Origin of the sequence: Candidatus Caccoplasma merdavium (assembly GCA_018715595.1) — a bacterium.
Classification (GTDB): domain Bacteria; phylum Bacteroidota; class Bacteroidia; order Bacteroidales; family UBA11471; genus Caccoplasma; species Caccoplasma merdavium.
This window is the reverse complement of the sequence record DVLI01000020.1, coordinates 44398-66757: the sequence shown is the minus strand read 5'-3', so window position 1 is coordinate 66757 and position 22360 is coordinate 44398. Positions and strand designations below refer to the sequence as shown.

The 22360-nt window shown below is 52.6% G+C and carries 18 protein-coding genes, 1 tRNA gene and 1 pseudogene; 12 read left to right on the top strand and 8 right to left on the bottom strand.

The window, feature by feature from the left end; translation table 11 throughout:
* Positions 1 to 18 precede the first annotated feature (18 nt).
* The 7 genes from IAD09_06990 to IAD09_06960 form a co-directional block, all read right to left on the bottom strand.
* Positions 19 to 1344, bottom strand: coding sequence for a pyridoxal phosphate-dependent aminotransferase (locus tag IAD09_06990; GenBank protein ID HIT81966.1), 1326 nt, complete (start codon positions 1342 to 1344; stop codon positions 19 to 21).
* Positions 1345 to 1354: 10 nt separating this feature from the next.
* Entirely contained in the window at positions 1355 to 1936 is a 582-nt protein-coding gene (locus tag IAD09_06985) for an indolepyruvate oxidoreductase subunit beta (protein HIT81965.1), read from the bottom strand.
* Positions 1933 to 3549, bottom strand: a complete 1617-nt coding sequence (locus IAD09_06980; protein HIT81964.1) for an indolepyruvate ferredoxin oxidoreductase — start codon at positions 3547 to 3549, stop codon at positions 1933 to 1935. The genes IAD09_06985 and IAD09_06980 overlap by 4 nt, the downstream gene beginning before the upstream one ends.
* Before the next feature lie 14 nt (positions 3550 to 3563).
* Positions 3564 to 4325 carry an amidohydrolase gene (locus IAD09_06975; GenBank protein HIT81963.1) on the bottom strand — a complete coding sequence of 254 codons (762 nt, stop codon included), beginning with the start codon at positions 4323 to 4325 and terminating at the stop codon, positions 3564 to 3566.
* Between the two features lie 185 nt (positions 4326 to 4510).
* Positions 4511 to 5050, bottom strand: coding sequence for a phospholipase (locus IAD09_06970; GenBank protein ID HIT81962.1), 540 nt, complete (start codon positions 5048 to 5050; stop codon positions 4511 to 4513).
* 183 nt (positions 5051 to 5233) lie between these two features.
* Positions 5234 to 5323 (bottom strand) — tRNA-Ser (locus tag IAD09_06965).
* 231 nt (positions 5324 to 5554) lie between these two features.
* Positions 5555 to 6025, bottom strand: a complete 471-nt coding sequence (locus IAD09_06960; protein HIT81961.1) for a CYTH domain-containing protein — start codon at positions 6023 to 6025, stop codon at positions 5555 to 5557.
* Between the two features lie 143 nt (positions 6026 to 6168).
* Between IAD09_06960 and IAD09_06955 the strand changes: the two genes are divergently transcribed.
* The 12 genes from IAD09_06955 to rlmB all read left to right on the top strand — a co-directional run bounded on the left by IAD09_06955 (position 6169) and on the right by rlmB (position 21515).
* Complete coding sequence (locus IAD09_06955) at positions 6169 to 8745, top strand: carboxypeptidase-like regulatory domain-containing protein (GenBank protein ID HIT81960.1); 2577 nt, start codon at positions 6169 to 6171, stop codon at positions 8743 to 8745.
* 207 nt (positions 8746 to 8952) lie between these two features.
* Positions 8953 to 9864: a hypothetical protein gene (locus tag IAD09_06950; GenBank protein ID HIT81959.1), complete on the top strand. Its 912-nt coding sequence runs from the start codon at positions 8953 to 8955 to the stop codon at positions 9862 to 9864.
* A gap of 7 nt (positions 9865 to 9871) precedes the next feature.
* On the top strand, positions 9872 to 10417 hold the full coding sequence (locus IAD09_06945; GenBank protein ID HIT81958.1) for a DUF4924 family protein: 546 nt from the start codon (positions 9872 to 9874) through the stop codon (positions 10415 to 10417).
* Between the two features lie 20 nt (positions 10418 to 10437).
* Positions 10438 to 11304, top strand: coding sequence for a dTDP-4-dehydrorhamnose reductase (gene rfbD / locus IAD09_06940; protein ID HIT81957.1), 867 nt, complete (start codon positions 10438 to 10440; stop codon positions 11302 to 11304).
* 35 nt (positions 11305 to 11339) lie between these two features.
* Positions 11340 to 12920 (top strand): peptide chain release factor 3, encoded by a 1581-nt coding sequence (locus IAD09_06935; protein ID HIT81956.1) that lies wholly within the window; start codon positions 11340 to 11342, stop codon positions 12918 to 12920.
* Positions 12921 to 13017: 97 nt separating this feature from the next.
* Complete coding sequence (gene guaA, locus IAD09_06930) at positions 13018 to 14541, top strand: glutamine-hydrolyzing GMP synthase (GenBank protein HIT81955.1); 1524 nt, start codon at positions 13018 to 13020, stop codon at positions 14539 to 14541.
* A gap of 421 nt (positions 14542 to 14962) precedes the next feature.
* Positions 14963 to 16087: a DNA polymerase III subunit beta gene (gene dnaN, locus IAD09_06925; protein ID HIT81954.1), complete on the top strand. Its 1125-nt coding sequence runs from the start codon at positions 14963 to 14965 to the stop codon at positions 16085 to 16087.
* Positions 16088 to 16098: 11 nt separating this feature from the next.
* Positions 16099 to 16869 carry a 3'-5' exonuclease gene (locus tag IAD09_06920; protein HIT81953.1) on the top strand — a complete coding sequence of 257 codons (771 nt, stop codon included), beginning with the start codon at positions 16099 to 16101 and terminating at the stop codon, positions 16867 to 16869.
* Between the two features lie 61 nt (positions 16870 to 16930).
* Complete coding sequence (gene coaBC, locus IAD09_06915; protein HIT81952.1) at positions 16931 to 18136, top strand: bifunctional phosphopantothenoylcysteine decarboxylase/phosphopantothenate--cysteine ligase CoaBC; 1206 nt, start codon at positions 16931 to 16933, stop codon at positions 18134 to 18136.
* A gap of 43 nt (positions 18137 to 18179) precedes the next feature.
* On the top strand, positions 18180 to 19073 hold the full coding sequence (locus IAD09_06910; GenBank protein HIT81951.1) for a DUF4835 family protein: 894 nt from the start codon (positions 18180 to 18182) through the stop codon (positions 19071 to 19073).
* An 18-nt stretch (positions 19074 to 19091) separates the two neighbouring features.
* Positions 19092 to 20756, top strand: coding sequence for a DNA repair protein RecN (gene recN, locus IAD09_06905; GenBank protein ID HIT81950.1), 1665 nt, complete (start codon positions 19092 to 19094; stop codon positions 20754 to 20756).
* A gap of 21 nt (positions 20757 to 20777) precedes the next feature.
* Complete coding sequence (gene rlmB / locus IAD09_06900) at positions 20778 to 21515, top strand: 23S rRNA (guanosine(2251)-2'-O)-methyltransferase RlmB (GenBank protein ID HIT81949.1); 738 nt, start codon at positions 20778 to 20780, stop codon at positions 21513 to 21515.
* Positions 21516 to 21605: 90 nt separating this feature from the next.
* Here the strand turns inward: rlmB and IAD09_06895 are convergent.
* A pseudogene (locus IAD09_06895) lies at positions 21606 to 21836 on the bottom strand (glycoside hydrolase family 37).
* Positions 21837 to 22360: the final 524 nt, after the last annotated feature.

Below are 22360 nucleotides of genomic sequence, written 5' to 3'. Positions count from 1 at the left end.
TCAGTAGATTCTAAAAATTTATATTGATGAAACAGGGTGGTCGAGGTGGAATTTTTCCATGCGTTCTTGCAGTACGGGATAGAGGTCGTCACGCATGCGCGAGGTGCAGCCTCTCACGCCTTGCTGTTCGCTGCCGGTGGTCGACAGGGAGATGCTGCTCACCCCGTAGTAAAGCAGTTCGCGCATGAGTTCGCCGCTGGTCATGTCGCCATATCCGATGGTGAAGAAGAAGCCGTCGCCGACGGGGCGTGTGACGTCGCGGTCGTAGACGATGTGGAAACCGTTGTCGGTGAATATTTTTTTCATCTTGGCGGCTCTCTCGGCGTATGCCGAGACGTCGGCAACGAAGTCGATGGTGCCGTCGACCGAGCGGTTGAGCATCTCGGCGTAACCGTATTGGGTCGATGCCGTGCAGCCCGATGTTATCATGTAGAGAATCGATGCGATGAAGGTGGGGCCGAAGATGCCCGAGTCGGCATACCGCTCGGCCAGTGCCGGGAACTGGCGGTCGAACAGCCGGTCGGAGATGCAGGCCAGTGCGATGCGTTGTCCGGCATAGCTGAAAATCTTCGAGGCCGAGAGCATGATGATGTAGTTGTCGGTATAGCGCGACACCGTAGGCGGGTAGGGGGGCTCGTAGGGCTTGCCCATGTTCTGGCGGAAGTCCATGCAGAAGTAGGCCAGGTCTTCGAGCACGACGACGTCGTATCGGGTCGCTAATTCGCCGATGATCTGCAACTCGCTCTCTTCGAGGCATATCCAGGCCGGGTTGTTGGGGTTGGAGTAGATGATGGCGGCGATGTTGCCTTTGGAGAGAAACGATTCGAGCTTTTCCCGTAGGGCTTCACCTCTGAAATGGTAGATGTCGAACTGTTCCCACTTCACTCCCAGAATGCGCAGTTGCGATTTCTGTATGGGAAAGCCCGGGTCGATAAACAAGACGGTGTCTTTCTGCGGGTCGCGTTGGGTGCAGGCGATGAACGAGGCAAACGACGAGGCTACCGAACCGGTCGTGGGTATGCAGGCGCGGGGGGAGATGTCGGTGTTGATGAATGCTTTTACAAATCGCGAGGCGGCCTCTTTCAACTCCTGTACGCCGGCGGCGGCCGGATAGGTGGCGCCTATGCCGCGGTCGAGGGCGGCTTTTTCGGCCTCGATGCCGATGCGGTTGGCCGGGAGTCCCGGCGAGCCTTGGTCCATGCGGATAAACGGGATTCCTGTCTCGTTTTCGAGATAAGAGGCGACCAGCAGGACGTCGCCTATCGTAGCCTCTTGCAGGTTGGCCACTTTCATTTTGCGAGCCGCCTCTTCGACAAGCTCGGTGCTGAATATCTGATGTTTCATGGCAGGAGTATCATATTTTTTCGACGGCCCGGTAGCCTATCGACAGGGCTTTGATGTTCATCTCCACCACGGCTTGCCCTTTGCCGGCGAAGACGCGGGCGATGCTTTTTTCGAGGTCCTCGTATCCGATGATTTGCAAGGCTTTGGCCGCGGCACCGAGCAGAATGACGTTGGCGCTTTTCGGGAGGTTGTGTTCTTTGGCCAAGGCGTCGACATCGAGCATGACGACGTGCGGCAATTTTTCGAGCTCGGCTTTGAGTCGGTTTTCGTCGGGATAGTTGGGTATGTTCACAAATGGGGTCGACGAGGTGATAATCCACCCCTCCTGTGCGAGGTAGGGCAGGTAGCGGAGGGCCTCCATGGGTTCGAGCGATATGATGACGTCGGCACTTCCCGCAGCGATGAGGTCTGAGTTGATGGGTTGGTCCGAGAGGCGCAGGTTCGACTGCACGTCACCGCCCCGTTGGCTCATGCCGTGCACCTCGGCCTGTTTGATGTATAGGTTCTCGGCCAGGGCGGCTTCACCTATGATGGTGGCGACAGAAAGAATGCCTTGTCCTCCTACGCCCGATAATATGATGTCGGTTTTCATGCGTTAGCTTTTTTCTGTTTGAGTTTGCGGTTCAGGGTCTGGATACACTCCCGGCGGGGAATGATGACCGATGTGCCCGGGTAATTGATTTCTTCGCGCAATACCTGTTTTATCTCTTCCATGTTCTTGGGCAGCGGCACGACGACGCGCACATGTGCCGGGTCGACGCCCAATCCTATGCAGATGGCTTCGAACTTGTTGGTGCCGGCCGAGTCCTGGCCTCCGGTCATGGCCGTGGTGAGGTTGTCCGAGATGATGACGGTGATGGGGCTGTTGCAGTTTACGGCATCGAGCAGCCCGGTCATGCCCGAATGGGTGAACGTGGAGTCGCCGATGATGGCGATGGCCGGGAACAGGCCGGCGTCGGCCGCACCCTTGGCCATGGTAATCGAGGCTCCCATGTCGACACAACTGTCGATGGCCTTGAACGGAGGCAGGGCCCCCAGGGTGTAACACCCGATGTCGCCAAACACTTTGGCCGTGGGCATTTCGGCTACGATTTCCTTTATGGCGGCATAAACGTCGCGGTGTCCGCACCCTTGGCACAAGGCGGGCGGGCGTGGCACGACCACCTGCGAGGCGGCATAAGGGGCGGTGTGTGTCATGCCCAAGGCTCGTGCCACATTGTCGGGCGTCAGTTCTCCGGTGCGGGGCAGGAGCCCTGTCAGTCGGCCCGTGATGGAACAGCGGGTAGGCAGAATCCCGCGCAACTGTTCTTCGACAAAAGGCTGTCCGTCTTCGACGACGACAATCTCGTCGCATTGTTCGGCCATGTCGCGGAGCAATCCTTCGGGAAGGGGATATTGGGAAATTTTCAGGCAGGGGAGAGGGCACCCCTCGGGAAAACATTCGTTCACATAGTTCCAGCCGATACCGCAGGCCACGATGCCCCGGGGAGAGGTCTTGCCCGAAGAGAGGTAGCGATTGTAGGCCGATGTCTCGGAAAGCTGTTCGAGAAGAGGTTGCTGGTCGACCAGCTCGGCATATCGCCGGCGTGCATTTACCGGCAATAAGATGAAGTTGGCAGCCTGTGCTTGGTGGTTCATGGCATTGGGCTCACGCACGGGACCCGTCGCCACGGCGGCCCGCGAGTGGGCCATGCGGGTGGTCACGCGCATGAGAATGGGCAGTTTCACCTGTTCCGACAGGTTGTAGGCATAACTCATCATGTCGTAGGCTTCTTGCTGCGACGACGGTTCGAGAATGGGCATGAGGGCAAACTTCCCGTAGAAGCGCGAGTCCTGCTCATTTTGGGAAGAGTGCATCGACGGGTCGTCGGCCACCAGCACCACGAGGCCGCCGTTCACGCCGGTAATGGCCGAGTTTACGAATGCGTCGGCCGCCACGTTGAGGCCCACATGCTTCATGCACACCAGGGCGCGTTTGCCCATGTAAGACATGCCGAGAGCCGTTTCCATGGCTGTCTTTTCGTTGGTGCACCAACGGCAGAAAATGGCTCTTTCGCGGGCAAGTTCGTTCTCCTGTATATATTCGGTAATCTCGGTCGAAGGTGTGCCGGGGTAGGCATAGACGCCGCTCAGGCCGGCATGAATGGCTCCTAATGCGATGGCTTGGTCTCCCAACAATAGGAGTTTGTCAGATTGTTCACTCATCATAATAAAGTCTGTTATTTCAAGGCAAAGTCGTCTCCGTCGGCCAATACGGGAAATTTGTGCCGGAATTTTGCCAGTTCGTTCATGTCGATGTAGGCATAGGCCACGCACTCTTTTCCCGGAGTGCAGGCAGCCAAGGTGTGTCCGTAGGCGTCGAGCACGACGCTGTCGCCCGAGTAGGAGCAGGCGGGGTCGTCGCCCACGCGGTTGACGCCCACCACGAAACATTGGTTCTCGATGGCACGGGCACGCAGCAGCGCTTTCCAGGCTTCGGCTCGCGGTGACGGCCAGCTGGCCACATACAACACCAGGTCGTAGTCGTTGCGGTTACGCGAGAAGACCGGGAAACGCAGGTCATAACAGATTTGCAGCAGTATGCGCACCCCCATGTAGTCGACGGTGACCCGTTTGTCCCCGGGGGTAAAATGCTTGTCCTCGCCGCCGAAAGTAAAAAGATGATGCTTGTCGTAGCAAGTCGTTTCGCCGTTGGGTTTTACAAAGTAGAATCGGTTGTAGTATCGTCCCCCGTCTTCCACGGCCACGCTGCCTGCCACGGCGCAGTCATACTGTGCCGCCCACTCTTTCATTTGGAGCAGGGTAAGATTGTCGGCCGGCTCGGCCAAACCCTCGGGCCGGGTGCAGAATCCGGTCGAGAACATCTCGGGCAGCACCAGCAGGTCGACCTGCTCGCAGTCGGCCAATATCTCCGCCACATGTTCGCGGTTGGCGGCCGGATTGCCCCAGACAATGTCGTTTTGAATTATGGCAATTTTCATGGTAATTTCGATTAAGAATCGACAAAGTTAATGATTTTGTTGACAAATAAAAGAAATCTTATAGATTTTGGACGAATTGACGATTAATTTTGTTTTTTTTGTTGGGAAATACACCTGAGGGGACGTACCCGTTTGCCTTGGCGCGACGACCTGTTGTTTGTAAGAATGAAGAAAAATGAGGAATTTTATTTTATGCGGTCGGCGCAGAATTTCTTGCGCCCGCATTTCTGACAGTAAGCCCCACGCCATACAGCGTCGAACTGTTCAATGGCTTGTGATACCAAAACCGGGTCGGTCGTTAAAATCCCGGCCTCGAAATTGCGTCGTGCGTCGCTCTTCATGCCGATGCCGGCACCGGTCATGTTGGCCGAACCGATGTAGGCGGTCTCGAAGTCGAATACGATGATTTTGAAATGTACGCGTGGACAGAGTGCGCGTTCCATGCCGTGAATCAATGATGGATAACGGTCGAAATCGTCTTGGAAAGCCGGTCCGGGTTCCTTGGCGTGGAGCAGTCGTATTTCGACATTCCTTTTTACCAGTTTGTCGAGAACACCCAACAGTGGAATTGCGTTAGCACCCGATTTCACATACACATCTTTCAGGTCGGCCGTACCTATCCATAGGGAACGTTCGACAGTGGCAAAGCGGGCAATCACTTCGTCATAGTGATGTTCATTGTCGATATATCGGGTAAATGGCGAGGTCGGAGGCTTGGCGTTCATTGTATTGTTAAGGGGCTTTTCTTGATAAACGCCGGAGGAGGCAGATTATTTTGTGTTCCCTTGTTTTGGGGATAATTGGTCAGTTTACAAAATTGAGCGGAGAAATGTCGATGCGGGGAGATTTGAGACAATGACGATGAAAATGCTATAAACAAAACAACCCAGCCAAGGTGGCTGGGTTGCTGGCGGAAAGACAGGGATTCGAACCCTGGGTACCCGTAAGGGTACAACGGTTTTCGAGACCGTCCCGATCGACCACTCCGGCATCTTTCCATAGGTCGTTCTTGAAATCGGGGACAAAAGTATAAACTATTTTTCAATTCTCCAATCGAGAACCGAAAAATATTTTGTTCATACCCGATTTTTTCGACGTGTCATGCAACCGTGTCGCTCACGGGCAACCGGGCTATGCTGTTGCAATTCTTGACAATGGCTTGGTAAATGTGAAAGAGCTTTCCTACTCGCCGTTGTCATGTCAGGAGCCATATCCGATTGTGACCGGGGCTATTTCCACCCTTTGTAGGGATTTTGCGACAGGTAGGAGTTGTAATAGCGCACGTCGCCGGTCACTTCTTCGCCCAACCAAGCGGGGCGGGCAAAGGGCTCGTTTTCGTAGGCAAGTTCTATCTCGGCCACGACGAGACCTTCGTTCTCGCCGAGAAACTCGTCGACCTCCCACACCTTGCCGTCGGGGCCGGTGCAGCGGTAGCGTATCTTCTCGATGAGGGGTTTTACACACAGCGTGTCGAGCATCGAGGCGGCGTCGGCAGCCGGTATTTCATATTCATATTCGGCTCGGCTGCACCCCGTGGTGTGCCCCTTTATGGTGATGTAGCCCTTCTCGCCCGCGATGCGTATGCGCACGGTGCGGTCGCTGTCGGTGCACAAATACCCTTGTCTATAATGCGTTGAGGAGGCCTCTTTCTTATAAAGATTGTTTATGACCAAAAATTTTTTTTCAATTTCTTGTCCCATAAAAAACATAATTGTCCGTTTGGTCGGTAAAGATAAATAAAATACCCGATTTGAATGTTAAGGAATCTATGATTCCCAATCTCGTGTAGGCGGGAGTCGATATTTTTTCTACCTTTGCCGCTTGAAGTGTAAGAAATTTGCCGATGAGTAAATATATCACGAGCATACTTGCGATGCTCACCCTTTTATTATTCCCTGTTTATCGGGCCGACGCGCAGACGACAACCATCACGGGTATCGTCACCGACTCGATTACCGAGGCTCCTCTTTCTTATATATCGGTATTTCTGGGCGGTACGACTTCGGGTGTGATGACCGACGAAAACGGCCGCTACACGATACGCACCTCGCGCACCGATTTTTCCGAGGTGGGAGCCACCTCGCTGGGTTACCGCGAGAAACGAATCCCCATCAAACCCGGTGGAACGCATGTGGTAAACATCGCTTTGCGGCCGTCGGACTATATCCTCAAAGATGTCAATATCAGCCCCAAGAAAGAGAAGTACAGCCGCAAGAACAATCCCGCCGTCGAATTTGTGAAAAAGCTCATCGACAGGAGAGACCTGAATAATCCCGAAAGCCATGATTTCTACTCCTATGAGCAGTATGACAAGATGACGATGGCGCTGAACGATTTTTCCGAAGAGAAGAAAGACAAGTGGATATTCAAGAATTTCCAGTTCCTCTTCGATTTTGTCGACACTTCGGAGATAACCGGCAAACCTATCCTTACCGTTTCCATTCGGGAGAAGGTGTCGAAGAGTTATTATCGCAAGAATCCCGAGCAGCGCCGTCAGAAGGTCGAGGGCGTTTACCACGAGGGCGTCGACGATATGTTCAGCCGCGAAGGTATCACGGCATTTTACAACGAGGTGTTCAAGGAGATAGACATTTTCCAGAACAACATCACGCTGATGCTCACCCGCTTTGTGAGCCCGCTTTCGACGTTGGGCCCTGCCTTCTATAAATATTATTTGGGCGACACGCTCATGCTCGACGGGGAGAAATGCCTCAAACTGCAATTTGTCCCGTTCAACTCCGAGTCGGCCGGTTTTGTGGGTACGATGTATGTGACGCTCGACTCGACCTACTTCATCAAGAAACTCGACATGGCCGTGCCCAAAGACATCAATCTCAACTTTGTCGAGGACTTGATTATCAGTCAGACCTTTACCCGCGCCGAAGACGGAACCCGCATCAAGACCAAAGACGACATGGTGGTGGAGTTCCAGATGATGCCCGGAACCCCCAAACTCTATACCCGGCGGTTGGCGATGTACCGGAAGCACAGTTTCGAACGCCCGGTCGAGAAAGATGTCCTGGCGCTCTTCAACCAAGAAAACCGGGTCGTCGTCGATGAGATGGCCGAAGTCATGCCGACCTCCTTTTGGGACGACAATCGGCAGGCCGAGTTGAAAAAGAAAGAGGGCATGGTGAGCCAACTGTTGGAGAAGTTGCGCTCCAACCCCGTGTATTATTGGCTCGAAAAAATCATAAAGATACTCATCACCGGATATGTCGAAACCAATGAAGACAAGGATTTGAGCAAATTCGACTTCGGCCCCATGAACACGACCATCAGCGGTAACACCGTCGAAGGCGCCCGTCTGCGGGTCGGCGGTTTCACGACGGCCAACCTCAACAAACACTGGTTTTGGAAAGGTTATGTTGCCTATGGATTCCGGGACCAACGCTTCAAATACTCTTCGCGTGTCGAGTACTCGTTCAACGAGAAGAGCTATTCGCCGGCCGAATATCAGATTCACTCCTTGGCCCTTACCCACACTTATGACATCAACCAGTTGGGACAGCAGTATGAGTACACCAACAAAGACAATGTCTTTTTGGCCTTGAAGCGTATGAGCGATACCAAGACTTCGTACCTCCAAAAAACCGAACTTTCTTACCAGCGCGAGCATGATTTTGGGCTCTCATACGGAGCCAACCTCCGCTATAAAATCGAAGAGTCGACCCGTTGGGTGCCTTTTGTCGAAAATAACGGCAAGAGCCATAAGTACTATAATTGGGCCGAGACCGAGGTGCATTTGCGTTACGCCCCCAATGAGAAATTTTATCAGACCAAGGGCATGCGTTATCCCATCAACCGCGATGCGCCCATTTTCTACCTGTCGCATACCTTCTCGCCCAAAGATTTCCTGGGCAGCTCCTATATGATAAACCGCACCGATTTCCGTTTCTCCAAAGACTTTTGGTTCTCGGCATTCGGCCATCTCGAAACCGAATTCCAGTTCAGCCATGTGTGGAACCAGGCTCCCTTTACCATGCTCATTCTGCCCAATGCCAACCTTTCTTACACCATACAGGAGGGGTCATATAGCTTGATGAGCCCCATGGAGTTTGTGCTCGATTCCTATGCCTCTTGGGACATTACTTACTTTGCCAACGGAATCCTCTTCAACCGCATTCCCTGGATCAAGATGTTGCGCATCAGAGAGGTGTTGTCGTTCAAGGGTTTCTTCGGGAATCTTTCCGACAAGAACAACCCGTTGCTTACCGAGCAGAATCCCAACCTGTGGCGATTCCCGGGTGAGAATGCGGTATATGTGATGGACCCGCGCCGCCCCTACATGGAGTTCGGTGCCGGCCTCGACAACATATTCAAGATTCTCCGCATCGAATATGTGTGGCGGCTTACCTATCGTGAGCATCAGAATGTAGCCAAAGGCGGCGTGCGCATCGCCCTGCACTTCTCGTTCTGAAAATCCTATTTAAAATCCTTGGACAGAGAGATACATCGCATCTTGACTGTTGAGAAGTGTAAACAAATGCGAAATTGTTGATAAAAACAAGGCGCAAATGTGTTTCGAATGTGAAGCGAAAATCGTACCTTTGTGAGCTAATAAATCGGTGCCGGTGGGCAAGTGGGCTCATGCCCTTTGACGCATGCGTCGATAGAACATGAATTTATGATAGATAATATTCATATTATTGCTTATGGTGATGACCTTTTGTCGCGTGTGGCTTATGCCATGCAAGAGAAAGGTCTGTCTGTTTCTTGTTCGGGTTGTGCTCCCGAATTGACGGCAAAACTTCAACAGGGCGGTGTCCTGGTCGGGCCGTTGCAGGAAGTTATTGCGACCGGTCAGAAAGTAAATTTCGTCGTCTCCTCCTTGGCCGATGTCGAAAATCATGCCGACCCCGAAATAGAATATGCCGAGGCTTTGCATCTGCCCGTTATCCCGGTAGCCGATTTGTTCATCTCCCTTACCGAGAACAAGGCCCTTGTCGTCGAGAGCAATCCGCGTTTTCCCAATCGTATCCTTTCCATTATTTGGCATATACTGCAATCACAGAAACGTAATTGCGATTATCTGACAAAGACTTTTATGCAAGGGCTTTCGCGCAAAGTCGTATTCTCGGAGAATACCCGCATCTGTCTCCTCGACGGTGATTTGTTGCTCCATACCGAAAGCCGCAATTACAAGTCGAATATTCTGATTCTCTCTTCACTCTTGTGGAAAGAGTCTCCCCAATATCCTACCTTTGAGGCTTATCTCGATGTATGGCACAAGGCGGTCAATTCCATCGACCGCGACGGCATACTCATATACAATCAGGCTGTTACCGTGTTTCAGGAGTGGGCCGAGAATGTGCGCGAAGACATTACGGCCATACCTTTCAAGGCACACCCTTATCGCAAGGAGGGCGATGCCTGTTTCTTGACAGGTACAAAAACCGAAATCGCCTTGCCCTATCCCTGCGATGAAGAGTTGCTGTGCGACATCAATGCCGCCCGCTTGGTGTGCCGCCAGTTGGGTGTCGCCGACAAAACATTCTATCAAGTGATTGCTTCGGCCGATTTTCTGAAAAAAAACTGATTCTTCCATGATTATTGCCCGACAGAAGAAACAAGAAAATATCGCCGAATATCTTCTATACATGTGGCAAATCGAAGATATCATACGGGCATTCCATGGCGACATCGATACGATACAGAAACAGATTATCGACGGTTATCGTGACCAGTCGCCCGAGACCCTCAAAGAGATACGCGAGTGGTATGACAACCTGTGCGAAATGATGCGTCTCGAAGGCGTTTTGGAGAAAGGACATTTGCAAATCAACAAAAATGTCTTGATTGACCTTACCGATTTGCACCAGCGCCTGTTGAAATCGACACGAGAACCGTTCTACGGAGCCACCTTTTTCAAAACCTTGCCCTATATCGTGGAGTTGAGAGCCCGCTCGGGAAATACCGAGGCCGGAGAACTCGAAACCTGTTTCAATGCCCTTTATGGCATTCTCCTGTTGAGGTTGCAGAAAAAGGAAATATCGCCCGAGACCGAAAAAGCCGTGCATCAAATCTCCCGGTTCCTTGCTCTCCTCTCGGAAAAATACAAGCAAGAGAAGGCCGGAGAACTCGAATTATAAATCTCCAATCATTCACAACCATGACTACAATTCTTGTTACCGGAGCAAACGGGCAGTTGGGCAATGAAATGCGCAACATGGCCCGAGTCGACCAGACTCGTCGCTATATCTTTACCGATGTGCAGGAACTCGATATTACCGATTTGGCACAGGTGCAGAAATTCCTGACTGAAAATCCTGTCGATTTTGTCGTGAATTGCGCTGCTTATACGGCTGTGGATAAGGCGGAAAGCGAAATTGAGCTGTGTCGTAAAATCAATGCTTGTGCCGTAGAAAATCTTGCCAAAGCCTCAGCGGCGATAGGCGCGAAAATGATACATGTCTCGACCGATTATGTATATAGTGGCACGCATTACATGCCCTATGTCGAGACCGATGCCGTCGCACCGACCTCGGTTTATGGCGTTACCAAGCTCGAAGGCGAGCAGTTGTTGCTGGCCTCCAATCCCGCTTCGGTGATATTGCGCACGTCGTGGTTGTATTCACCCTACGGCAACAATTTCGTAAAGACCATGTTGCGATTGGGGCGGGAAAGAGAAAAACTCTCTGTCGTTTTCGACCAGGTGGGAACACCTACCTATGCGGCCGACCTGGCTGCGGCCATCGTTGCCGTGCTTGGCGCGCCCGAGTTCAAGCCGGGCATCTATAATTTTTCCGATGAGGGAGTGTGCAGTTGGTACGACTTCACGGTGACGATACACCGCTTGGCCGGCATCGATACCTGCCGGGTATCACCCATCAACACGTCCGAGTATCCGACGGCTGCCACACGGCCTTTTTACAGCGTGATGAACAAGAAAAAGATAAAAGAGGCATATCAAGTGGCCATTCCTCATTGGGAAGAGAGCTTACGGAAATGCATCGACATATTGCAGAAACAAAATTAGATAGTACCCACATCATTAAATAATACCCACGCCTCGTGAGCACATTGACCGAAGAAATTCAGAAACGACGCACATTTGCCATTATCAGCCACCCCGATGCGGGTAAAACGACCCTTACCGAGAAACTTTTGCTTTTCGGTGGCGCCATACACGTCGCCGGTGCCGTGAAATCGAACAAGATAAAGAAAACGGCTACCTCGGACTGGATGGAAATCGAGAAACAAAGAGGTATCTCGGTAGCCACTTCGGTGATGGGATTTAACTACGGCGACTACAAAATCAACATTCTCGATACGCCCGGTCACCAGGATTTTGCCGAAGATACCTATCGCACCCTTACGGCCGTCGATAGTGTCATTATTGTGATAGATGTGGCAAAAGGCGTTGAGGCTCAGACGCGTAAGCTGATGGAGGTGTGCCGCATGCGCAAGACTCCGGTCATTGTCTTCGTCAACAAGCTCGACCGCGAAGGGCAGGACCCCTTCGACCTGCTCGACGAGATAGAGTCGGAACTCAAAATCTCCGTGCGTCCCCTCAGTTGGCCCATCAACATCGGTCAACGCTTCAAGGGGGTTTACAACATCTACGAGAAAAATCTCAACCTTTATACTCCCAGCAAGCAGGTTGTGACCGAGGCCATCGAGTTTCGCGACATCGACAGTCCCGAGCTCGAAAAGCATATCGGGGAGGCCGACGCCGCCAAGTTGCGTGCCGACCTTGAATTGATTTCCGGGGTTTATCCCGACTTCGATGTAGAACAATATCTCGCAGGTGATTTGGCTCCCGTCTTTTTCGGCTCGGCGCTCAACAATTTTGGCGTGCGGGAGTTGCTCGACTGCTTTGTCGAGATAGCTCCGTCGCCCCGTCCCGTCCAGGCGATAGAGCGTGTCGTGCGCCCCGAGGAAGAGGCTTTTTCGGGGTTTGTGTTCAAGATACACGCCAACATGGACCCCAACCATCGCAGTTGCATCGCTTTCGTGAAAGTGTGCTCGGGAGTCTTTGTCCGTAACGAAAACTACAAGCACATACGTTTGGGCAAGATGATGCGCTTTTCGAGCCCCACGGCCTTCATGGCGCAGCGCAAGTCGACCGTCGATGATGCCTATCCCGGCGATATTGTGGGATTGCCCGATACCGGAAACTTCAAAATCGGCGATACCCTCACGGCCGGAGAGGAGCTTCACTACAAAGGGCTGCCCAGTTTCTCGCCCGAGATGTTCAAGTATATCGAGAATACCGACCCGATGAAAACCAAACAGCTGAACAAGGGTCTCGACCAGTTGATGGGAGAGGGCGTGGCTCAGATGTTTGTCAACCAGTTCAATGGCCGTAAAATCATAGGCACTGTCGGGCAGTTGCAGTTCGAGGTCATACAATATCGTCTTCTCCACGAGTATGGAGCCCAGTGCCGCTGGGAACCCATCAGCCTCTATAAGGCTTGCTGGATAGAAAGTGACGATGCCGAGGCTCTTGAAAACTTCAAAAAGCGCAAATACCAGTTTATGGCCAAAGACCGCGACGACCGCGATGTGTTCCTGGCCGACTCGGGGTATGTGTTGCAGATGGCCCAGAGTGATTTCCCGAAAATCCGGTTCCATTTCACGTCGGAGTTCTGAGGCTTGCCACCCGGAGCAAACATTTGTGCATGTGCGACAATATGATTATATTTGTCCAACTATCCAATCCTTGCCGAACAAACTTATCTTAAAATATATGCAAGAAAAAATCATCATTCTCGATTTCGGCTCGCAGACGACGCAGCTCATCGGTCGTCGCGTGCGGGAGCTCGACACCTATTGCGAGATAGTGCCTTACAATAAATTCCCGCATGACGACGAGAGCATCAAGGGCGTCATACTCTCGGGCAGTCCCTTCTCGGTATATGACAGCAAGGCTTTCAAGGCCGACTTGTCGCAGATACGCGGTAAATATCCCATCTTGGGTATCTGCTATGGTGCCCAGTTTTTGGCATACAGCAACGGCGGAAAAGTAGAACCCGCCCAAAGCCGTGAATACGGCCGGGCGCATCTCTCGCGTTTCTGCAAAGAAAATCCGCTTTTCAAGGGCGTGCGTGAGAACACTCAGGTGTGGATGTCGCATGGCGATACCATCACGGCTGTCCCCGAAAACTTCAAGACCATAGCCTCGACCGATGAGGTGGCCATTGCGGCATATCAGATAGAAGGCGAGAAGGTGTGGGGCGTGCAGTTCCACCCCGAGGTTTTCCATACCGAAGACGGTACCCAAATTTTGCGCAACTTCGTTGCCGATATTTGCGGGTGCAAGCAAGACTGGTCGCCCGCATCGTTTATCGAGACGACCGTGGCTCACCTCAGGGAGCAACTGGGCGATGACAAAGTCGTGCTTGGTCTCTCGGGAGGTGTCGATTCTTCGGTCGCTGCCGTGTTGCTCAACAAGGCCATCGGGAAAAACCTTACCTGTATCTTTGTCGACCACGGACTGTTGCGCAAGAACGAGTTCGAGAACGTGATGCACGACTACGAACACCTTGGCCTCAACGTTATCGGAGTCAATGCCAAAGACAAATTTTACAGTGAGCTCGCCGGCGTGAAAGAGCCCGAGCGCAAACGCAAAATCATCGGCAAGGGCTTTATCGACGTCTTCGACGAAGAGGCCCGCAAGATAAAAGACGTGAAGTGGCTGGCGCAGGGAACGATATATCCCGACGTCATCGAGTCGCTCTCCATCACCGGTACGGTCATCAAGAGCCACCACAATGTGGGCGGTCTCCCCGAGAAGATGAACCTCAAACTTTGCGAGCCGTTGCGGCTCCTCTTCAAAGACGAGGTGCGTCGCGTAGGACGTGAGTTGGGCATGATGGAACGTCTCATCAACCGCCACCCCTTCCCGGGTCCGGGCTTGGCCGTGCGCATTTTGGGCGACATTACCCCCGAGAAGGTGCGCATACTCCAAGATGCCGACGACATATTCATTCAGGGATTGCGCGACTGGGGCCTCTACGACAAGGTATGGCAGGCCGGCACCATTCTGCTGCCCGTGCAGTCGGTCGGTGTCATGGGCGATGAGCGCACCTATGAGAATGCCGTCGCTTTGCGGGCCGTTACCTCGACCGATGCTATGACGGCCGACTGGGCACACCTGCCGTATGAGTTCCTCGGGAAAATATCGAATGAAATCATCAACAAGGTCAAGGGCGTGAACCGCGTAACCTACGACATCAGTTCAAAACCGCCTTCGACCATCGAGTGGGAATAACACTCACTTTTGCAGATACGCCGGGCGGAGCCTCTACAACAATGGAGGCTCCGCCTTTTTTGTCGCAACCGCTTTCCCGGTCTCGCGTTAGCCTCATTTTTGCCCCATGGAAGTGGGAGAAGAGTTGCCTTTCATGAAAAGAGATGGGAATCGATTCTGCCGCTTTATTGTCCCTCTGTGCTTTGCCCGATTGCCCCGTGGAACTGTGGGCCCGAAGGCTCGATAGGTATCCAAGAAGTTCCCGTGGCAGCTTGTGGGGTTCGGCACGTTCCGGTACCGTTTTTTTGTTATCAACACAAATGCGTATTTTATGAGTCGGGGGCATTTCCTTTGTGAAAAATATATTATATTTGCTTCTTCATAGGGGCGGCTCGTTTCGGGTTGCCGTGGAACTTGCAACAACATAAAAAACTACACATATATGAAATTTGTCGTATCAAGCACCTTGCTGCTCTCGCACCTGCAAACCGTAGGTCGGGTCATCAACTCCAAAAATTCCATGCCTATTCTCGACAACTTCCTTTTCTCGCTCGACGGGAAACAGTTGACGATTACGGCATCTGACCAGGAAACCACCATGACCACCACCATCGAGCTCATCGAAGCCGAAGGCACCGGTCTTTTTGCCGTGTCGGCCAAGATTCTTCTCGACCCGTTGCGTGAGTTGCCCGAGCAGCCATTGACCTTCCAGGTGAATGATGAGAATTTGGAAATCTTCCTCTACTACCAAAATGGAAAATACAATTTTGTGGGTGTGAACGGCAACGAATATCCCCAACGTCCGCCCATGAGCGAAAATGCCACCCGTTTCACGATGCCCGCTTCGGTATTGCTCAACGGGGTCACCCGCAGCCTTTTTGCCGCAGCCAATGACGAGTTGCGTCCGGTCATGAACGGCGTGTGCATGGACATTCACCCCGATGATATCGTCTTTGTCGCTTCTGACGGATATATCTTGGTGCGTTGCCGGAATACGTCGGTAAAATCGGGAATCGAGTCAACCGTCATTCTGCCCAAGAAACCGGCGTCGTTGTTGAAGAATATCCTTGCCAAGGAGGCCGGCGACATCACCGTGGAGTTCGACGAGAAGAATATCTGTTTCCATCTATCCAATTTCGTCCTCGTGTGCCGTCTTATCGAAGGTCGTTATCCCAACTACATGTCGGTTATCCCGCAAAACAATACCAACCGTCTCATCATCGACCGCACCTTGTTCATCAGTGTGTTGCGGCGTATATCGGTCTTCTCCGACCCGGCCAATTCGCTTGTACGTCTCGATTTGAGCCCCAATCGTCTGGTGGTTTCGGCCCAATATGCCGGCCTCTCCACTGCCGCCGATGAGAGCCTTACCTGCAACTATATCGGCGACACGATGTGCATCGGGTTCAGCGCCACCCAGTTGGTCGAGATTCTCAACAACATCAGTTCGCAAGAAGTCTGCGTCGACTTGGCCGATCCCGGTCGTGCCGGCATTCTTCTCCCCGGAGAGAATGAGCCCGACGAAGACCTTCTGATGTTGCTCATGCCCATGATGTTGAAAGACTAAGCAGTCGCCCCATGCAGTTGAATCTTAAAAATCCGTTGGTCTTTTTCGACCTCGAAACAACCGGCATCAACATCTCGACCGACCGTATCGTGGAAATCAGTTATCTGAAAGTCTTCCCCGACGGACGCGAAGAGTCGAAGACGATGCGCATCAACCCTGGCCGGCCCATACCTCCCGAGGCAACCGCCGTGCACAAGATTACCGATGCCGATGTAGCCGACTGTCCCACCTTCAAGGAGGTGGCCAAGACCATTGCCGCCGACCTCGAAGGGTGCGACTTGGCCGGGTACAATTCCAATCGTTTCGATGTGCCTCTGCTGGTCGAGGAGTTGTTGCGAGCCGGAGTCTCCATCGACATCTCCCGGCGCAAACTCATCGACGTGCAGGCCATATTCCACAAGATGGAGCAACGTACCCTCTCGGCCGCTTATAAGTTTTATTGCGACAAGGACCTCAACGATGCGCATGCGGCCGAGGCCGATACACGAGCCACTTATGAGGTGCTCAAAGCGCAGCTCGACCGTTATCCGCAACTCAAAAACGATGTGGCCTCCCTGGCCGATTTTACGACCTATACCCGCAATGTCGATTTGGCCGGGCGTATCGTTTACAACGAGCAAGGGGTAGAGGTATTCAATTTTGGAAAGTACAAGGGCCGTTCGGTCGCCGAAGTATTCAAGGTCGACACCGGCTATTACGGCTGGATGATGCAGGGCGAGTTCCCTCTCAACACCAAAAATGTGATAACCAACATCAAGTTGCGTTCGTTCAACCAGAAATAAAAACCCTCCGGAACGGCAAGACAGTTTACACGTCTTGCCGTTCCGCCCAAACGAAGTTCTCATGTTGCAGGGAAAGAAAATCATACTCGGTATCACGGGAAGCATTGCCGCATACAAGGCGGCGTATCTCACCCGGGCCCTGATAAAGAAAGGGGCCGAAGTGCAAATTGTCATTACGCCTGCGGGAAAGGAATTTATCACGCCCGTGACCTTGTCGGCACTTACCGGCAAGCCCGTGGTGAGTGAGTTCTTCTCGGCGAACGACGGGACGTGGCACAGCCATGTCGACCTCGGTCTGTGGGCCGACCTCCTGTTGATAGCCCCCGCTACCGCCTCCACGATAGGCAAGATGGCCAACGGTATTGCCGACAATATGCTCATCACCACCTATCTCTCGGCCAAGGCTCCGGTTTTTGTCGCTCCGGCCATGGACCTCGACATGTATGCCCACCCCACGACCCAACACAATCTCGAAAAGTTGCGCTCTTATGGCAATCACATCATCGAGCCGACAACCGGCGAGTTGGCCAGCCATCTCGAAGGAAAAGGCCGCATGGAGGAACCCGACCGCATCGTGGAGCGCATCGAGGCATTCTTTGCTTCCCGTCAATCGTTGAAGGGCCGCAAGATTGTCATTACCGCGGGCCCCACTTACGAAAAAATCGACCCTGTGCGTTTCATTGGCAACTACTCTTCGGGGAAAATGGGATTTTCGTTGGCTCGGGTCTGTGCCGAACGCGGAGCACGCGTCGTGCTTGTCACCGGCCCCGTCACCCTGCCCACTCCTTGTGCCTCGATACGGCGCATCGACGTGGAGACCGCCGAGGAGATGTATCGTGCCGCCATGGCCGAATATGCCGATGCCGATGCCGCCATCTGCTGCGCCGCCGTGGCCGATTATGCTCCTGCCGAATATCACGAGACCAAGATGAAACGCAATGCCGACGACCTGACTATTGTGTTGAAGCCCAACAAAGACATTGCTGCCGAGCTGGGCAAGATAAAACGGGACGGACAGCGCCTGGTGGGTTTTGCCCTCGAAACCGACCATGAGGCCGAAAATGCGCAGGCGAAAATGCAGCGTAAGAATTTCGACTTTATCGTTCTCAATTCGTTGCGCGATTCCGGCGCCGGTTTTCGGGGAGATACCAACAAGGTCACGATATGGCACCGCGACGGGCATTCGGTCGAGTATCCGGTAAAAAGCAAGCTCGAAGTGGCTGCCGATATTGTCGATGCATTGACCGCTTGTCTCGACCGGAAATAAAATAAATAACGGTTTTGCCCGTATATAAAAGAAAACTCGCAAGATGAAAAAATGGGGCTTGTTGCTTTTGCTCATACTTTGTCCGGCATGGGTTGTGCCGGCACAGGAACTCTCGTGCCGCGTACAGGTCAACAGTGATAAGATACAAGGCACCAACAAGCAGGTATTCAATACCTTGCAACAGGCAATTACCGAGTATATCAACACACGCAAGTGGAGCGAGGCACAGATTGCCGCCAACGAGAAAATCGATTGCAGCATACTCATCATTGTCAATTCGGTGACCGACACGCGTTACTCCTGCGAGATACAGGTGCAGTCGCGACGTCCCGTCTACAACTCTTCCTACACCACCACGATGCTCAATTTCAGGGATACCGAGTTTGAGTTTACCTATCAGGAGTATGACCCTTTGGTGCACAATGAGATGACGATGGAAAACAACCTTACCGGGGTGCTCGATTTTTATGTCTATATGATTCTCGGCATCGATTTCGACAGCTTTTCACCCAAAGGCGGGGAATATTTCTTCCGGCAGGCCGAGAACTTGGTGACGATGGGGCAGTCGACCCAGGAAATCGGGTGGACGGGATTTGGCAGCAACCGCAACCGGCACGCCCTCATGTCGGCCTTTATCGAGACCCGCAATGAACCGTTCAGGGAATTGTGGTACACCTATCACCGGCTGGGACTCGACGAAATGGCCCTCAGTGTCGACAAGGGACGTGCCAAGGTGTCCGAAGCCCTCAAAAAGTTGGTCGAGGTGTATGAACTCTCCTCGACATCGGTGTTGCTGCCCCTCTTCAACGACAGCAAACTCGATGAGGTGGTCAACATCTATTCCGAAGCTCCCCGGCAGGAAAAAGACGAAGTCTATAAAATCCTCAACCGGCTTTATCCCACCGAGACCAGCCGCATCGAGTCGTTACGCAAATAATCCTTTTGACGAAGGTTTATGATACAAAAACTATTTATCCGTAATTACGCCCTTATCGATTCACTGGAAATCGATTTGCGTCCCGGTTTTACCGTGCTGACCGGAGAAACAGGAGCCGGAAAATCCATCATCATGGGGGCTCTCTCTCTCATTCTCGGACAGCGTGCCGATACCAAAGCCGTCAAGGACTTGACGCAAAAGACGGTGATAGAAGGGACGTTCGATATATCGTCGTATGCGATGCGGCCTTTTTTTGAGGAGAATGATTTGGACTACGATGATTCGGGGCTGTGTGTGTTGCGACGTGAACTTACCCCGGCGGGAAAGAGCCGGGCTTTTGTCAACGACACACCCGTCTCGCTTTCACTCCTCAAAGAACTGGGTGAACAGTTGATCGACATACATTCGCAACATCAGAATCTTCTTCTCGGCGATAACCGTTTCCAGTTGCGCATGATTGACGTCTGGGCCGATGATGATGCACTGCTGACTCAATACCGGACCGAGTACAAGCGCTATCGCGAACTGGGCGACGCACTGCTCCGCCTGCGTCGTGAGAGTGAAGAGAAACGCAAAGAAGAAGACTATCTCCGTTTCCAGTATGAGCAACTGTGCGATGCCCATTTGCAGCCGGGTGAACAATCGGCTCTCGAAGAGGAGCAGGAGATGCTCACCCATGCCGAGGAGATAAAGACGGCACTCTATTCGGTGTCGTGCTCTTTGGGCGACGATGAAGGTGGCCTTCTTTCCAAAATGAAAGAATCCCTCTCGACGTTGCGTTCGTTGCAACGCATCTATCCGGCGGTGGAGCCGCTGGGCGAACGCCTCGACTCTGCCTATATCGAGATGAAAGACATACTCTCCGAGGTCGACGACCGTCAGGAGTCGGTATCGGTCGACCCCGCGCGGTTGCAGCAAGTCGAGGAGCGTCTCGACCTGCTCTATGGCTTGCAGCAGAAACATCGGCTTGCCAATCTCGAAGAGTTGCTGGCCTTGCAGGACGACCTCAAAGAGCGACTCGATGAAATCGACCACTCCGACGAGCAGTTGGCCTTGTTGCAAAAGCAACTCTCTCTCCGGGAAGAGTCGTTGCGCGCGCTGGCCGCCCGGCTTTCAGCGGTGCGCCATGAAGCCTCCGGCCGCTTTACCGAGAAACTCATCGAGCGGGCGCGTCCGCTGGGCATGCCTCATTTGCGGTTTGAAGTCGAATGGCTTCCCAAAGAGGCTTTCGATGCCGACGGGACAGAGTCGGTGAGGTATCTCTTCTCGGCCAATAAAAATCGGCCGTTGGAGTCGGTGGCCGACATCGCATCGGGTGGGGAAATATCCCGTCTCATGCTCACCATCAAGTCGCTGGCGGCCGATGCGACAGCCCTGCCCACCATCATTTTTGATGAAATCGATACCGGCGTGTCGGGCGAGATTGCCGACAAGATGGGCGAAATCATGGCCGGTATGGCCCGTTATATGCAGGTCATCGCCATCACACACTTGCCGCAGGTCGCTTCGCGTGGAAAGACTCATTACCGAATCTATAAAGATGAGGACGGGGAGACTACGCAGACCCGCATCGAACTTCTCGACGACAATCGACGTGTGCAGGAGGTGGCCCGCATGTTGAGCGGTAGCCAGCTTACCGACGCCGCCATGAAAAACGCCCGTGAATTATTGAACCGGAAATAATACATCACACACTCATTTTATATGGAACAAAACAACCTCGTTTTCGGCATCAGGGCTGTCATCGAAGCCATCAAGGCCGGAAAAGAAATCGACAAGATACTTATCAAGAAAGAGTTGCAAGGCGATTTGGTACAAGAACTCTTGAATGAGATAAAAGGTACCAATATTTTTGTGCAGCGTGTACCGATTGAGAAAATCAACCGCATCACCCGCAAGAACCACCAGGGGGTCATTGCCTTTATATCGCCGGTTGCTTATATGCGTCTCGAAGACATTGTGCCGACGCTTTATGAGGAGGGGAAGATGCCTTTCCTGGTATTGCTCGACGGGCTTACCGATGTGCGCAACTTCGGTGCCATAGCCCGCACCTGCGAGTGTGCCGGCGTCGATGCCATTGTCATTCCCGAGCGTGGTAGCGTGTCGGTTACGCCCGACGCGGTGAAGACTTCGGCCGGGGCCCTTTTGCATCTGCCCGTGTGTCGCGAACGCTCCATTGCAGAGGCTTTGCATTACCTCCACAACAGCGGCGTGAAAATCGTGGCAGCCTCGGAGAAGGCGCAAGAATTATATACCGCACCCGATTACACGGGGCCTGTGGCCGTGGTCATGGGCGCCGAAGATGTGGGGCTTTCGCCGCAAACGCTTCGCTATTGCGATACGCAGGTGGCATTGCCCCAAGTGGGGCGCATCGGGTCGCTCAATGTGTCGGTGGCGGCCGGTGTCATGATATATGAAGTGGTGCGTCAGCGCATGCAATAGTCGTTGTCCGCTGTGCCGGAGATGGAAAACATCGAGGCATACCCTTCTTCAAGGGTATGCCTCGATTGCTTATATGCGAAACGCGGTGCATTAAAATTCCGACACCGTTTCTTTCCAGTCGAGCCATGCCGCCATGTTCAGCACGAGAAGATTCCAATTTTGGAAACCCTTATTCAGAACCGGTTCGCCGTTATCGGGCAGATAATATTCGTGCAAGGCGCCGAATCGCTCATAGTCCCGTCCCAGCAGAAGTATGGTTTTCTCGGCCAATTCCCGGGCCTCTTCGGTGTAACCATAATGCAAGAGACCTTTGAAAACAAGGCATTTTTCAATGTTTTCGGGAGTTCGTTCGGGCATTTGCGCCATGGAGGGGAGGAGCAGCAGTACTCCGGCTACAACGAGGCAAAGTCTTTTAAGATTCATGGCATTAAATGATGATGTGCGATAAAGATATGAGAAATAAACGGCATGCCAAAGGAATACACGATGTCGGGTACTTTTTTATCCCGACTCGAACGCTTGCAACGTGTGTGATTGATACCGGTGAAAAATAACAACTCCGGCAGAAGAAAATTCTGTCGGAGTTGTTATTTTATCTATGAGGGAATAAATTCCCGTAACCTTATGAAAAGATAGTGGTAGATAAAACGAAGATTGACTGCATATGTACTCGACATAAAGATGAGAACCTTCTTGTGGGCGAACCAAATGTCGCCGGGGTGTTTTTCAAGTATGAAATGAGGTGAACGAGATTGGGAGGCATATGCCTCTTATTTTTTGCGAAGCAAAGTTAAACTTTAAATTCGAAACACAAAGCATAAAATCAAAAAAAGAAGTGTTTCGCC

Excerpts from the sequence above, each read along its gene's own strand:
- rlmB (HIT81949.1), top strand. The coding sequence starts at position 20,778 with ATGGAACAAAACAACCTCGTTTTCGGCATCAGGGCTGTCATCGAAGCC.
- IAD09_06955 (HIT81960.1), top strand. The coding sequence starts at position 6,169 with ATGAGTAAATATATCACGAGCATACTTGCGATGCTCACCCTTTTATTA.
- IAD09_06920 (HIT81953.1), top strand. The coding sequence starts at position 16,099 with ATGCAGTTGAATCTTAAAAATCCGTTGGTCTTTTTCGACCTCGAAACA.
- IAD09_06960 (HIT81961.1), bottom strand. The coding sequence starts at position 6,025 with ATGGGACAAGAAATTGAAAAAAAATTTTTGGTCATAAACAATCTTTAT.
- recN (HIT81950.1), top strand. The coding sequence starts at position 19,092 with ATGATACAAAAACTATTTATCCGTAATTACGCCCTTATCGATTCACTG.
- IAD09_06985 (HIT81965.1), bottom strand. The coding sequence starts at position 1,936 with ATGAAAACCGACATCATATTATCGGGCGTAGGAGGACAAGGCATTCTT.
- dnaN (HIT81954.1), top strand. The coding sequence starts at position 14,963 with ATGAAATTTGTCGTATCAAGCACCTTGCTGCTCTCGCACCTGCAAACC.
- IAD09_06945 (HIT81958.1), top strand. The coding sequence starts at position 9,872 with ATGATTATTGCCCGACAGAAGAAACAAGAAAATATCGCCGAATATCTT.
- IAD09_06970 (HIT81962.1), bottom strand. The coding sequence starts at position 5,050 with ATGAACGCCAAGCCTCCGACCTCGCCATTTACCCGATATATCGACAAT.
- IAD09_06950 (HIT81959.1), top strand. The coding sequence starts at position 8,953 with ATGATAGATAATATTCATATTATTGCTTATGGTGATGACCTTTTGTCG.
- IAD09_06990 (HIT81966.1), bottom strand. The coding sequence starts at position 1,344 with ATGAAACATCAGATATTCAGCACCGAGCTTGTCGAAGAGGCGGCTCGC.
- coaBC (HIT81952.1), top strand. The coding sequence starts at position 16,931 with ATGTTGCAGGGAAAGAAAATCATACTCGGTATCACGGGAAGCATTGCC.
- guaA (HIT81955.1), top strand. The coding sequence starts at position 13,018 with ATGCAAGAAAAAATCATCATTCTCGATTTCGGCTCGCAGACGACGCAG.
- IAD09_06910 (HIT81951.1), top strand. The coding sequence starts at position 18,180 with ATGAAAAAATGGGGCTTGTTGCTTTTGCTCATACTTTGTCCGGCATGG.
- IAD09_06980 (HIT81964.1), bottom strand. The coding sequence starts at position 3,549 with ATGAGTGAACAATCTGACAAACTCCTATTGTTGGGAGACCAAGCCATC.
- IAD09_06975 (HIT81963.1), bottom strand. The coding sequence starts at position 4,325 with ATGAAAATTGCCATAATTCAAAACGACATTGTCTGGGGCAATCCGGCC.
- rfbD (HIT81957.1), top strand. The coding sequence starts at position 10,438 with ATGACTACAATTCTTGTTACCGGAGCAAACGGGCAGTTGGGCAATGAA.